Origin of the sequence: Thermochromatium tepidum ATCC 43061, assembly GCF_009664085.1 — a bacterium.
GTDB classification, from domain to species: Bacteria; Pseudomonadota; Gammaproteobacteria; order Chromatiales; family Chromatiaceae; genus Thermochromatium; species Thermochromatium tepidum.
In genome coordinates this window covers 484742-498408 of sequence record NZ_CP039268.1, presented here as the reverse complement: position 1 = coordinate 498408, position 13667 = coordinate 484742, and the positions used below count along the sequence as shown (strand labels likewise).

12 protein-coding genes are annotated in these 13667 nt (G+C 62.3%); 3 read left to right on the top strand and 9 right to left on the bottom strand.

Translation table 11 applies throughout. From position 1 onward, the window contains the following. Positions 1 to 6: 6 nt before the first annotated feature. The 8 genes from E6P07_RS02320 to E6P07_RS13985 form a co-directional block, all read right to left on the bottom strand. Positions 7 to 1893, bottom strand: a complete 1887-nt coding sequence (locus tag E6P07_RS02320; protein ID WP_211363156.1) for a sensor domain-containing diguanylate cyclase — start codon at positions 1891 to 1893, stop codon at positions 7 to 9. A gap of 507 nt (positions 1894 to 2400) precedes the next feature. Further along, on the bottom strand, positions 2401 to 2829 hold the full coding sequence (locus tag E6P07_RS02315; RefSeq protein WP_153974117.1) for an SUF system Fe-S cluster assembly protein: 429 nt from the start codon (positions 2827 to 2829) through the stop codon (positions 2401 to 2403). After that, positions 2829 to 4193: a Fe-S cluster assembly protein SufD gene (gene sufD / locus E6P07_RS02310; RefSeq protein ID WP_153974116.1), complete on the bottom strand. Its 1365-nt coding sequence runs from the start codon at positions 4191 to 4193 to the stop codon at positions 2829 to 2831. The genes E6P07_RS02315 and sufD overlap by 1 nt, the downstream gene beginning before the upstream one ends. Then, positions 4190 to 4942: a Fe-S cluster assembly ATPase SufC gene (gene sufC, locus E6P07_RS02305; protein ID WP_153974115.1), complete on the bottom strand. Its 753-nt coding sequence runs from the start codon at positions 4940 to 4942 to the stop codon at positions 4190 to 4192. The genes sufD and sufC overlap by 4 nt, the downstream gene beginning before the upstream one ends. Positions 4943 to 5058: 116 nt before the next feature. Next, positions 5059 to 6504, bottom strand: a complete 1446-nt coding sequence (gene sufB, locus E6P07_RS02300) for a Fe-S cluster assembly protein SufB (protein ID WP_153974114.1) — start codon at positions 6502 to 6504, stop codon at positions 5059 to 5061. Between the two features lie 522 nt (positions 6505 to 7026). Continuing rightward, positions 7027 to 7410: a fluoride efflux transporter CrcB gene (gene crcB, locus E6P07_RS02295; protein ID WP_153974113.1), complete on the bottom strand. Its 384-nt coding sequence runs from the start codon at positions 7408 to 7410 to the stop codon at positions 7027 to 7029. A 211-nt stretch (positions 7411 to 7621) separates the two neighbouring features. Then, on the bottom strand, positions 7622 to 7753 hold the full coding sequence (locus E6P07_RS13990; protein WP_281346828.1) for a DUF1698 domain-containing protein: 132 nt from the start codon (positions 7751 to 7753) through the stop codon (positions 7622 to 7624). Between the two features lie 34 nt (positions 7754 to 7787). Next, the gene (locus tag E6P07_RS13985) at positions 7788 to 7856 is read right to left on the bottom strand and encodes a hypothetical protein (protein WP_281346827.1); all 69 of its coding nucleotides are present in this window, start codon (positions 7854 to 7856) and stop codon (positions 7788 to 7790) included. A gap of 523 nt (positions 7857 to 8379) precedes the next feature. On the opposite strand from E6P07_RS13985, the gene ppk1 reads away from it, so the two are divergent. The 3 genes from ppk1 to E6P07_RS02275 all read left to right on the top strand — a co-directional run bounded on the left by ppk1 (position 8380) and on the right by E6P07_RS02275 (position 11956). Then, entirely contained in the window at positions 8380 to 10599 is a 2220-nt protein-coding gene (gene ppk1, locus E6P07_RS02285) for a polyphosphate kinase 1 (RefSeq protein ID WP_153974112.1), read from the top strand. After that, a complete protein-coding gene (locus E6P07_RS02280) occupies positions 10596 to 11183 on the top strand; it encodes a thermonuclease family protein (RefSeq protein ID WP_246172896.1) in 588 nt (195 codons plus the stop codon). The genes ppk1 and E6P07_RS02280 overlap by 4 nt, the downstream gene beginning before the upstream one ends. Before the next feature lie 401 nt (positions 11184 to 11584). Then, positions 11585 to 11956 carry a TusE/DsrC/DsvC family sulfur relay protein gene (locus tag E6P07_RS02275; protein ID WP_153976121.1) on the top strand — a complete coding sequence of 124 codons (372 nt, stop codon included), beginning with the start codon at positions 11585 to 11587 and terminating at the stop codon, positions 11954 to 11956. A 465-nt stretch (positions 11957 to 12421) separates the two neighbouring features. Here E6P07_RS02275 and E6P07_RS02270 read toward each other — a convergent pair whose 3' ends face one another. Next, a complete protein-coding gene (locus tag E6P07_RS02270) occupies positions 12422 to 13663 on the bottom strand; it encodes an AI-2E family transporter (protein ID WP_153974111.1) in 1242 nt (413 codons plus the stop codon). Between the last annotated feature and the right edge of the window lie 4 nt (positions 13664 to 13667).

The following is a 13667-nucleotide window of genomic DNA, read 5'->3' as shown; positions in this document are numbered from 1 at the left end:
CGTGTGTTATCGAGCCTGTAGCAGGGCGGCACTTTTAATAGTTGCTGTTTTCGTCCTGCCACATCTCAGGCGCAAAGCGCAACACGCGGTTTCGTCCTTGGCTCGATACAGGGCCACATCGGCATATTTGACCGTCTGCCAGAAGGTCTCGCTGTCTTCGGGAAACAGGGCCACCCCAATCGAGATCGTCTTCCTCAGTTCACCACCCGCGACGCGGAATTTGTACCCTTCGACCGAGGCGCGGATCTTTTCGGCCACCTTCAGGGCCGCGTCCCCACTGGTATCGGGCAAGAGGATCAAGAACTCTTCGCCACCGAAGCGAACGACCAGATCCGAGGCGCGGACACTCTGTTGCAACAGCTCGGCGAGAGACTTGAGGACCGCATCTCCAGCGTCATGTCCGTGGGTGTCATTGACCATCTTGAAATAGTCCAGGTCCAGCAACAGAACGGCCAGACTGGTGTGTCGACGCCGGGTCGTCGCAATCAGGGTCTCAACATATTCCTCGAGGAAGCGCCGATTGTGCAATCCGGTCATGGGGTCATGCAGGGCGGATTGACGCAGGGTCTCGGTCAGTCGTTTGGCCTCGAGGACCGGCGCCATCTCCCGGATGAACATCAGGATGTAGGGCGTCTGCAGCGCCAGGCAGCTGGCCGTGCTCGCGGGCGTGACCAGCTGTACCAAGGCGCCGATGACCCCCGATTGAATGATCGGTACGCAATAATGGCGACGTGGTTCGCCCCCCTTAGCCTCTGGGATGAAGGCCGTACAGATGTGCTCCTGAGTGAGCCCATCGACCACATGTCCGGCCCGGCGGGCGCGACAGCGTTCGCTGCGCACCAGGATCTGTGGATCGCACCACCGACAGCTGCAGCTGCCCTCACCGTCGACGCAGATCACCTGCAGGTGTCCGTTATCCAGGGTCTCGTAAAACGAGTATTCGCGCAGGCCGAAACGCTCGGTCAGCAGACGTCCGAAACGGTCGTAGATCTCATGCTGGCGCTCATCTTCCTCGATGGTCGCCTTGAAGGTCGCGGCGTCCGCCAAGCTGTTGACCATGTCGATGGTGGCCTCGAGCTGATTGTCGATGCCGCTTGGCATGCGCCCAGTCAGTTCGGTGACCCTGTCCATGATGCGCGCCAAGCCTTGTTCCAGATGCTCGAGCAGCCGATTGACATGGGCGGCGATAAGTCCGATATCGTCCTTGGTGCGCTGCGTGACTCGCACCCTAAACTGGCCCTTGATCGCCCGTTGCACCACCTCGCCGATCTCGCTGGCGGTCTCGCCGACTGGCAGCATCAACCGGCGGGCGCCGAAGATCGCCAACAGCGAAAACAGCCCGACTGTGACCATGATGCCCACCACGTTGGTGAGCGCATGGTTACGCAATCCGGACAACAGCAGTTCAATCGTGATGGCACCCAGGACATCGCCTTCGTTCACCTGGTGGCATTGCAGACAATTCGGCGTCCCTTGAGAACTGGCGATATAGGGGATGGTGCCGCGAAACACCGGCTCACCCATCTCGTCGACCAGACTGAAGCGCGGCTTGCCATCGCGTAGGACCTGTAGCTCGATGCGGTCGGCCAGCATCTCGCGTTGCAGCCCTTCACCAAACTGTCTGCTCACCAAGGGCGAACGGATCACCCGCGCCGTGCTTGATCCCTGGATCTCCATCAAACGCTTGAGGAATTGCTCGCGTTTACCGATGGTGCCATTGATCATCGACTCGGTCAGATGCACACGGACGATCTCGGCGGCGGTTTTGACATGGGCCGTCGATGATGTCAGCGCAAACGAGCGGAAGGCATAGAGTGAGATGATCACCAACGCCGCTAGGATGCTCGCTGCCAAGGCGATGAAGAGGAGGGTCATCTTGCGATTGAGCGTCATCTGCTTTGTATCCTAATGGCGATGGCGGACCCCCCGTTTATGTGGAGGACCGGGGAGGGGTATCCCCTGAAAGCCAGGGATGATCGGGTGATCCATTTAGGCGGTCTGGGTGGGCCGGCGTCAAGGGCTTGAGTCCAGTCCCCGTGATCGTCGACGCAGGATTCCTGGATCTCTTGGCTGAAGGATGCCGTGCGGGGAACGTCAGGGCTCAAGCAGCACCTGGAACTTGAGCCTTGACTAGGGTGGGCGAGGGCGTGGGCAGACGGCGGATCTCGCTCACCAAGGAGGTGAACGGTTCCCGATCCATTAAGTTGACCCATCAAGACCCTCGGGCCAAAAGGCTGCCACACGCCTTGAGCGGTCCGTGAACGCTAGGGCGATTTCAAGCCCTGGCCCTGTCAAGGTGGGTCTCGGCAAAACGGGTCGGCGGCTCTGTAGGGGCGCCGTAAGGCGCGATCCACATCTTAAAGGGCCGGATTAATCTATTTGGCGGGTGTCTGAGGCGACTTACATCAACCCAAGCTGCAAGCGCGCCTCGTCGCTCATGTTGTCGGCGCTCCAGGGTGGATCCCAGACCAGTTCAACCCTGACCTGCCCGACACCCTCGACCTGTTCCACGGCGCGCTTGACCATCAATGGCATCATCCCGGCGACTGGACAGCCGGGGGCGGTCAGGGTCATCTCGATCGCCACATCGCCCTTGTTGTCGATGTCGATGCGATAGATCAGGCCCAGGTCATAGAGATTGATCGGGATCTCGGGGTCATGGACGCGGCGCAGCGCGGCGATGATCGGCTCGCGCAGTTCCTCGGGGTCCAGGCGCGCCACTGGGACCTCCTGGTCTCCGGCCTCCAGTGCCGCCCGTTCTTCTCTCTCCGCGGCGTCCGGTCTTTGTTGATCTCGGCCGAAACCGGCAAAGCGGGCCAGTCTGTTCATCACGTCCTCCGCGAAACATCAGGCGCAGGCTCAAAGGCCCCATCGTCGGATGCGCCTGAGCCACTCCCCTCATCCAGCCGTTGTTCGATCACCGCGGCCACCTGCCCACGCACGGCCTCGCTCCCCAACTGGTCGATGATCTCACCCGCAAAGCCGAGACATAGCATCCGCTGCGCCTGGGCCGCGTCGATGCCGCGCGAGCGCAGATAAAACAGCAGCTCGGGCTCGAGCTGGCCGACCGTGGTGCCATGACTGCACCTGACGTCATCGGCCTGGATCTCGAGCTGGGGTTTGGTGTCGATCTCGGCCTGCTCGGAGAGTATCAGATTGCGGTTGGACATGGCCGCATCGCTCCCTTGGGCGCCCTTGGCGACCAGCACCCGTCCATCGAACACCGCCCGCCCCTGCCCGATGAGCAGCCCCTTGAAGCCCTCCGCGCTGCGACAGTGTGGGACGGCGTGCTCGATGTCGAGGTGGTAGTCGAGCAACTGACCATCGCCGGCCAGATAGAGCCCCTGCAACACGGCCTCAGCATGCTCGCCCCGAAAACGGGTGTTAAGCTCGGTGCGCGCCCAGCGGGCGCCCAGACCGATGTGGAGACCCGCGTAGTGGCTGTCGGCGTCCTGGACCACATAAACACCAGCGAGATGGAAGGCGTTGTGCCCCTCCATCTGTAACCGTTCGTGTCTGAGTCGGGCCGCGCGCCCGAGCGCGACCTCTATGACCGCATTGGTGCAGTAGGGTGAGGCGCCCAGGCCGACATAGCGTTCGATCAGGGTCGCCTGGGCACCGGCCTCGAGCTGCACCAGATGGCGCGGCTGGGCGACGCGCGGCTCATCCAGCCCGACCGAGAGCTGGATGAGTTCGAGCGGGCGCTCAAGCCGCACCCCGGCACCCAGCCATACCACCAGACCATCGTCGAGTCCGGCGGTATTGAGCAGGGCGAAGTAGGCGTTGGATTCACCGCGCACCGCATCGAGCCGATCGCGCAGGGATTCGGGATCGCGCCCGAGCCAGTCGCGCAGTCCGCCAACCCGCGCCCCGTCCGGAAGCTCATCCAGGGCCGAGAGCTCGGGGGCGAAACGGCCATTGACCAGCACGACGCGATGGGCGTCGAGGCCCGGGATCAACACCGCCGCGAGGTCCTCGGGCCGAACCGCGCTCGGCGGCGCGTCGATGGCCCGGAACCGCTGTTCGAGCAGACCCTTGAGGCTGGTGTAGCGCCAGGCCTCCTGTTTGGAATGCGGCAGCGCCTGGGCACTCAAGCAGGCACGCGCCTGCTGGCGACGCTCCTTGAGCCAGTCCGGGCCTGCATCCGGCGCCGGCAACCAGTGTTCGAGACCCTGAGCCAAGGGGGCGTTCATGCGGCCAGCTCCGCGTCGATCCAGCCGTAGCCCTTCTCTTCCAGCTCCAGCGCCAGTTCCTTGCCACCCGAGCGGATGATGCGACCCTGCGCCAGGACGTGCACATAGTCCGGCTGGATGTAGTCGAGCAGACGCTGATAGTGGGTGACCAGGATCATGGAGCGCTCGGGCGAGCGCAGGGCATTGATGCCCTCGGCCACCCCGCGCAGGGCGTCGATGTCGAGCCCCGAGTCGGTCTCGTCGAGGATGGCAAGCCTGGGTTCCAAGAGCGCCATCTGGAAGATCTCGTTGCGCTTCTTTTCGCCCCCCGAAAAACCGACATTGACCGGGCGTTTGAGCAGGGATTCGTCGAGATGCAGGACCCTGAGCTTGTCCTTGATCAGACGCAAAAAGGCAACGGCGTCGAGTTCGGGCTCGCCGCGCGCCTTGCGCAGGCTGTTGAGCGCGGCCTTGAGGAAGGCGGTGTTGTTGACGCCCGGCAGCTCGACCGGGTACTGAAAGGCCAGAAAGAGTCCGAGCCGGGCCCGCTCCTCGGGTTCGAGCGCGAGCAGGTCCTGTCCCACGAAGGTCACGGATCCGGCGGTGACCCGATAGCCCTCGCGTCCCGCCAAGACGTGGGACAGGGTGCTCTTGCCCGAGCCGTTCGGCCCCATGATGGCATGGACCTCGCCCGACCCGACCTCTAGATCCAGCCCCTTGAGGATCTCTTGATCACCCACGTTGGCCCGCAGGCCCTTGACAGACAGCATCACAGCTTCTCCAGCAATCAATTCGACGGGCACCAGGCATGAGAGGCTCAAACCGCAAAGGACGCCCAGCACACGGCGTCTCGATCCTTTGCACCCGGTGCGGTTCAACACCGTGCTCAGCCGACCGCACCCTCCAGGCTGAGGCTCAGGAGCTTCTGGGCCTCGACCGCAAACTCCATCGGGAGCTCGTTGAAGACCTCCTTGCAGAAGCCATTGACGATCATCGACACCGCGTCCTCTGCGCTCAGACCGCGCGCGCGACAGTAAAAGAGCTGATCCTCGCTGATCTTGGAGGTGGTGGCCTCGTGCTCCATCTTGGCCGTGGGGTTCTTGACCTCGATAGCAGGCAGGGTGTTGGCGCTGCAACGGTCGCCAATCAGGAGCGAGTCGCACTGGGTGTGGTTGCGCGCCCCCTCGGCGCGCTGGCCGATGCGTACCAGCCCGCGATAGGTCTGGACCCCCTCGCCCGCCGCAATGCCCTTGGAGACGATGGTCGAGCGGGTGTTCTTGCCGAGATGGATCATCTTGGTGCCGGTGTCGGCCTGCTGACGCCCCTTGGTGACCGCCACCGAGTAGAACTCGCCGATCGAGCCGTCACCGCGCAGGATGCAGCTCGGATACTTCCAGGTGATGGCCGAGCCGGTCTCGACCTGGGTCCAGGAGATCTTGGAACGCGCGCCCCGACAGTCGCCGCGCTTGGTGACAAAGTTGTAGATGCCGCCGCGCCCCTCGGCATCGCCCGGATACCAGTTCTGCACCGTCGAGTATTTGATCTCGGCGTCTTCCATCGCGATCAGCTCAACCACAGCAGCATGGAGCTGGTTCTCGTCGCGCTGAGGCGCCGTACACCCTTCTAGATAGCTGACAGAGCTCCCGGCCTCGGCCACGATCAGGGTGCGCTCAAACTGGCCCGTGTTGCGGGCATTGATCCGGAAATAGGTCGAAAGCTCCATCGGACAGCGTACCCCCTCAGGCACATAGACAAAGGTGCCATCGCTAAACACCGCCGCATTGAGACAGGCATAAAAATTGTCGGTATAGGGCACAACCGTGCCGAAATAACGCCGGACCAACTCAGGATACTGCTGCAACGCCTCGGACATGGAACAGAAGATCACCCCAGCCTCGGCCAGGGTCGCGCGAAAGGTGGTCGCCACCGAGACGCTGTCAAACACCGCATCCACGGCAATCCCAGCCAGCGCCTTCTGTTCCTCAAGCGGGATGCCGAGCTTGTTGTAGGTCTCAAGCAGCGCCGGGTCGATCTCATCAAGGCTCTTGGGACCGTCCTTGGGTCGCTTGGGCGCCGAGTAATAGGAGATGGACTGAAAGTCGATCTGGGGATACCGGACCTTCGCCCAGTGGGGCTCGTCCAAGGTCAGCCAGTGCCTGTAGGCCCTCAGACGCTGCTCGGTCATGAACTCAGGCTCGCCCTTGCGCATGGAGATGGCCCGCACCACCCCCTCGTCCAACCCCGGCGGTAGGGTGTCGGACTCGATCTCGGTCGTAAAACCATGCGCGTATTCCGACTTGACGATCTCTGCAACAGCTGGGGCTCCGCTCATGACTCCTGGCTCCGCGTTCTTGAGTGATGTTCTAGACCTCGCATATGCGACCGCTCGGATTGGAATCAACGTCTATAGAACGGCTCAGATCAATGAGCGATCGATTATATTCTCTAATTACTAACCCGGCCCTAATACTTAGGAACAGCTTTAGCCGAGATTGGGGCGGTTGAGGCGGCAACAAACGCCGCCATCGCGCCTGAAGGCGCTCCCACTGTCATCGCGCCTCAAGGCGCCCCTACAGAGCCACCGACCCGTTTTGCCGAGATCCACCTTAATACAGGGCCAGGGCTTGAAATCGTTCTAGCGTTCACGCCTTCCTGGCAGACCGCTCGAGGTGTGTGGCAGCCTTCTGGCCCGATGGTCTTGATGGGCCACCTTAAATAGAGGTGCCTTACCTAAAGACGGGCGGCATGCACAGACCTCGACTTGTAGCTCACCCGAGCGGGAGATCCTCGCGTGCCCATCTATGACGCTCAAAACCGTTCAGGAGGCGCCGTGATGGTGTCCAGGTGCCGTTGTTCAAGCGCGCGTCAGCAACAGATGTACGAGCCAGATTCCCAGGGCGGTCATCGTCAGTGAACCGATCAGATGGGAACAGATTGCGATCAGCCCCCAGAGCAGCTCACCCTTGGACAACAGGGTGACGACTTCAGCGGAAAAGGTCGAGAAGGTGGTCAGTCCGCCAAGAAAGCCGGTGATGAAGAACAGGCGGATCTCGACCGGCAGCCCGGGATGACGCCCACTCCAGGCGATGGCCAGGCCGATCAGCAGACCACCGAGCAGGTTGGCGGCCAGCGTGCCCAGCGGCAGGCTCGGGATGAAGGGGTTGAGTCGCTGGCCGAGGAACCAGCGCAGCAGTGCGCCGAGACCGGCCCCTGTGAAGATAGCAAGGGTAGCATTCATGGTGTTTTCGAGGATGCTGGAGATGGGCGGTCGTTGCCGGGTGGCTGGGGCGAAGGTTGTGCCAAGTCGGGTGACGGCAGACGGCAGGCGAGGGACGCCGCGAATCCATCCCTGGAGGCTTGACGACCGTAGCTATGCGGTCGACAACCCCGCCCACCGCACTGTCACCCGAACCTTCTCGACTCACCGCTGGAATGGCGTTCATGCACGCTCAGGCTCGGGCGATGAGAATCGACCGTACCGGGGCCGGATGACCCTTGATGGTGCGGTTCGGATCCAGCGGATCGAGATGGTCTGGCAGTGACTGGAAGCACATCCAGTCGGTTGGGTGCTGCTCTTCGATCGTGGTCCAGCTGAGGTCGACGACTTCGATGTCCTTAGAAACCGACCCGCCCCATCCAGACCAAGAGCAACTCGACGCCAGGGATGAACCAGGGGTTGCGCATACCGGCGTAATGATTGGGCGGAACCAGTACCTGTTACCCCCGCATCGAGCTCGGTCTCGCCGGCCAGGCGCGCCTGGAGTCCAGCGATCATGGCCGGCGCCTTGTCGATCGCGACGACAGAGACCTCGGGTTCGGTCTGGGGCAGGATCGAGCGCGTCACCGCACCTAGCGAGCAGCGCAGGTCACAGGAGCGCGTCCCCGGTCTGGCGATACAGTGAGCGATCAGACCGATCAAGCCAAACCAATTCGGCATCGCCTGGTCCCGAGCGTCGCACCCTGTCCGGGAAGACGCGCGCCACCTCGCCATCAAACTCAAAGGGACGCACCGGACCGACGGCGCGGTCAAAAGGTCATCCATCACAGTGTCTCTCATCGAAGATGTTGTATACCGATGTAGTTCGCACCATTCGGTTCTGTCACTCACCAGGGCTTGAACAGGTTAAAGCACCGTTCACGTAAGGTAACGGAATAGCGGCGGGCCTTGGGTTAGAATCGCCGCATCCATGTCGACGAGGACCGCCCCATGAGCACGATTCAAGCCCTGACCGAAGACGCGACCTACAGTGAGTCGACCGCCGAGGAAATCCCGCCCCCGCCCGAAGTCGACCTCGACGATCCTAGCCTCTATCTCAGCCGTGAACTGACCTGGCTTGCCTTCAATCGGCGTGTGCTCCATGAGGCCGAGGATCCACGTACGCCGCTTCTGGAGCGGGTCAAATTCCTGGCCATCGTCAGTAGCAATCTCGATGAGTTTTTCATGAAGCGTATCGGCGGTCTCAAGCAGCAGATCGCCGCCGGTGTCCATACCCCAGGGGTCGATGGCCGCACCCCGGTTCAACAGCTCAGGGAGTGTCAGGCCGCGGTGCGTGCCTTTCAGTCCGATCTACGCCGCGTCTATGTCGAACTCATGGCCGAGCTCGAGACGCACGGCGTTTGCATCTGTCCCTATCATGAGCTCGCCGAGGCGGAGCGCACCCGACTGCGCGAACACTTCCGCGCCAACATCTTCCCCATGCTCACACCCCTGGCGATGGACCCGGCGCATCCTTTCCCCTTCATCTCCAACCTGGCGCTCAACCTACTCGTCACCCTGCGCTATCCCGAAGGCAACGAGGTCCACATGGCCCGCGTCAAGGTGCCGGTGCATAAGGACGTGTCCAAACGATTCATTTCAGTCGTCGGCTCGCACACCTATGTCACGCTCGAAGACCTGATCATCAACAACCTCGACATGCTGTTTCCGGGCATGGAGTTTGTCTCCTGCGCCCTGTTCCGGGTCACCCGCAACGCCATCGTCGAACCGGACGTGGAGGCGGCCAACGACCTCTTGGAGATGATCGAGAGTGAGCTACGCGAGCGCCATTTCGCACCCATCGTGCGGCTGGAGATCGATCCCGGTATGGAGGCCACCCATCGCGGGATGCTCGCCGCCGAGCTGGGCCTCAACGAGGCCGAGGACGTCTTTGAGGTCGAGGGCCTGTTCGCCCTGCGCGACCTCTTCGAGATCGCCGCCATCGACATCCCCGAGCTGCACGATAGGCCGCATCGTCCGGTCGACCATCCATTGCTCGCCAACGACCGACGCAACATCTTCCATATCATCCGCGAGAGCGGCCCGATCCTGCTCCAGCATCCCTATCAGCCCTTCAGCACCTCGGTCGAGCGTTTTCTGCGCACGGCGGCCGAGGATCCCAAGGTGCTGGCGATCAAGATGACCCTGTATCGCACCTCGGCCGGGGCCATCCTCGACTCGCTGATCCAGGCCGCGCGCAACGGCAAGCAGGTCGCGGTCCTGGTCGAGCTCAAGGCACGCTTTGACGAGGCGGCCAACATCCAGTGGGCACGGCGACTGGAGTCCGAGGGCATCCATGTCACCTATGGGGTCATGGGACTCAAGACCCACAGCAAGCTGATCTTCGTCGTCCGCCGCGATTACTCGCAACTGCGTCGCTACTACCACATCGGCACAGGCAACTATCACCCCGGAACCGCCAAGCTCTATAGCGACCTCGGGATGCTTGGCTGCGACGAGGACATCGGTCAGGATCTGACCGAGCTCTTCAACTATCTCACCGGCTACTCGCCGCCGCCGAGCTACCGCAAGATCCTGGTGGCGCCTTATAACCTCAAGCGCGCCATCCTCGACAAGATCAACCGCGAGATCGAGCATCACAAGCGCAACGGCGGCGGCTGCATCCAGATGAAGATGAACGCCCTCGAAGACCCCGACATCACCCGTGCGCTCTACAAGGCCAGCCGCGCCGGGGTGCAGGTCGATCTGATCGTGCGCGACACCTGCCGCTTCCGCCCTGGCATCCCTGGCTTGAGCGAACGGGCGCGTGTGGTCTCGATCGTTGGGCGCTTCCTGGAGCATGCACGCATCCTCTATTTCCGCAACGCTGGCCAGGAGGAGTACTACATCGGCTCGGCGGACATGATGCGGCGCAATCTCGAAAGCCGGGTCGAGGTCCATGCCCCGGTCGAGAGTCCGGAGCTGCGTCAGGAGCTGCGTCTGATCCTAGACGTGCAGTTTTCTGACACCCGCTCGGCCTGGGACATGGATGCCAATGGTCACTACACCCAGCGCACGCCCGAGGACGACAGCCAAAAGGGCGCCCAGGAAACCCTGATCAGCCTGGCTGAGAAACGTCTGGCCGCCGCTGCCAAGCATAAAGAAAAAAAGGTACGCTCCCGGCTGCTGAGCCATTTTCAGTGGCGACTGCGTGAAAAGGTACAGGCTTGAGACCGCAAACCTTCCTCAAGCACTCTCTGCGCGCGAAACTCAGAAACCCGGGACGGTTCTCGGCACGCTCGGTCGGCAGCGTCGTCCTGGCCGTACTCGCGCTCTGGGCGGTCGAGCGCTGGGCTGGCGCGCTGATCCCGAATACCTGGAGGCTCCCCCTGAGCGGTCAGGACTGCCGGGTGGAAAAGATCAGCGACGGCGACACAATGAATCTGCGCTGCGGCACCCGGTTGGAGAGGGTGCGACTCTACTGCATCGACGCGCCTGAAATAGCCCAAAAGCCCTGGGGTACGCGCGCGCGCGATTATCTGCAATCCATCACGCCGTCCAATGTCAGATTGCTCAAGATCGACCGGGATCAGTATGGACGCACGGTCGGCGAGATCTACACCACGGACGCCAAACCGCGCCTACTCAATCTGGACATGGTCGAGGCCGGTCAGGCCGCCGTCTATCGGCAGTTCTGCGACGACTCGCGCTATCTGAGGACCGAGCGGGCGGCGCGCGCCGCCAAGCGCGGCATCTGGGGTCGTCGCGGCGAACATCAGCAACCCTGGGACTACAGAGGCCGCACCCGAGAATAGCCGCTCTATCTTGAACTCCTCGGGAAAAGGCTCAACTCTTCCCGATTGACGATGACCGGATGACCCGGTGCGCGACAGGCCTTGGCCTGAAGGCCAAGGAAGGATCGCGCGGACGGCGCAGCCGTCCTACAATCCTGTTGTCGCCGATACCCAAGGCGACTTCCGGCGGGGCACGCCGGAAGTCACGCCTGTGGAGAGACGAGCAGCGGTTGCGCACTCGGCCCAGGAACCCACCGAAGCGACTTTAAGGTGTGGCTCAATGCCGCGCCTTAAAGCGCCGTATGAATCTCCGGACGGAAGGCCGGGGAGGATGTCAAGTCATGGAGACAATCCAGCGTCCAGCCCCGGCCTCCGGGCCGGATCGACAGTACGAGCGACAACACGACACCGGGAGGACGAACATGCCGACCAAGACCCAGACAATGGCCGAGATCCTGAATCCAGGCGCGATCAGCGTCTTTGACCCCGACTTTCCGCAGGCCCCGGTCAACTGGAATCGATCGATCGCCGAGGAGGCAGCCCGGCGCGACGGAATCGAACTCACCGCCGATCATTGGCGTATGCTCAAGGCCCTGCAGAACTATTTCGCGCGTCACGAACATCCCAATATCCGCGAGCTCCATGACGCGCTCGACGAGTCCTTCCATTCCCAGGGTGGACTGAAGTATCTCTATCGTCTCTTCCCGGGCGGCCCGGTCGCCCAGGGCTGCCGTTTCGCAGGTCTCAAGGCCCCCTCGGGCGCGGTCGATAAATCCTTCGGCAGCGTCCAATAACCACATGCCGATCGCCCATTCACCGTTCCATTCAGACTGACGCCTGCCTGTTCACCCGCCTGCGCGCTGCGCGCAGGCGGAGCCACAGGCTGACACGGCGGGACTCGTCTGAAGGCGGTTTAAGGGCGGCCAAGCCATCGCCCAGAGAAGATCCCTGGACGCATTCACATCCCGGTCTTAGGCTGGGCCACACCCCAGACCGGTCCATTTTTCATAGACCCTCCGCAAGGAAACCCGCGACTTGAGTCGCGGGAGGAATGGCGGGTGCGCGAAGCGCACCATGTGGTGTATAATACAGTGTGGTCTCCGGGCGCACGCCGACTGTAACGCCAGTCGAAACCTGGCCCGGATTGGCAGCGGGGCCCCGCTGCCAAGGGCGGCTGTAAACACGCCCAATGTTGGGGATGTGGTCAACCATGTTTGCTGCGTCTCACAATAAAGCCTTCGACTTCAGTCGAGGGTTGTTTACTTAGGGCGTTCGTCGGATCCGGGGGCGGACGATGGGGGTGTTTCGACCAAGATATCAGAGTCCGACCCCTCGGCTCGTCCGGAATCGTTCAGACCATCGGTGCACGCCCCCTGTGGATCCTGGTCGCATTGGGCGGTCTCGGACTCAGACAGGCCCCTGGTCAACTGCTCGACCAGCGACTCGCCCACCTCAGGCAGCACGTCTGCAAACTCGACGCCATAGATCTCCCAGATCGAGATCAGAAGCGAGGCGATCACAGGCCCGATGAAGAGTCCCGGCAGGCCAAACATCAGAAGACCGCCGAGCGTGCTGAAGAAGATCATCAGCTCGTGCATCTTGGTGTCCTTGCCGACCAGGATCGGGCGCAGCAGATTGTCCAGACTGCCGACGACCAGACCGCAGAAGAGCGCAAGCAAGACGCCCTTCAGCACCGAGCCCTGAACGATGAGGATGACCGCTGCTGGGCCCCAGACCAGGGAGGTGCCGACATTGGGGATGATCGACAGGATCGCCATGACCGTGCCCCAGAACACGGCGTTGTCGATGCCCACGACGGCGAAGGCGATGCCCGCCAGGCCGCCCTGCAGCAATCCAATGAGCAATGAGCCCTTGAGCGTTGCGCGCGTCACCGAGGCGAACTTGTCGAGCAGCAGACGCTCATCGCGGGTCTGGAGCGGCAGATAGTAGAGTAGCTTGAGGATGAACTTCGGCCCGTCCATCAGCAGGAAGAACAGGCTATAGAGCAGTACGAAGGTCAAGAAGACGAAATTGACGGTCTTGAGCATGACCGATGACACCCAATCGACCAGGAACTTGCTGATCAGGGTTGCCGCTTGCCCGGCCTGCTGCAGGATCAGTCCACGATGCTCCAGGATCTCCTCATAGAAGGGCAGATGCTGGAGCCCAGCCATGAAGTCGGTCGGATCCTCGATCACGCCCCGGACCCAGACCGTGATCAGCTGACTGACATCGAGTGCCTGGCCGATCAGGACCGTGATCAGAAAGACCGCCGGGATCAGCACCATGATCGCAAGCAGCAGCAGGGTCAGGAGTGAGGCGAGCGACGCGCTACAACCGAGCCGGGCCTGCAGTCGCAGATAGAGCGGGCGCGCCAGGGCGCTGAAGATCCCGGCGAGCAGGAGCGTCATCAGGAAGGGCTGGATCATGGCGAGGAAGAGCGCCGAGATCGCGAGCGTCATCAGGATGACGGTGGCTTTGGTCAGGGTGTCCTGGGTCATCGTC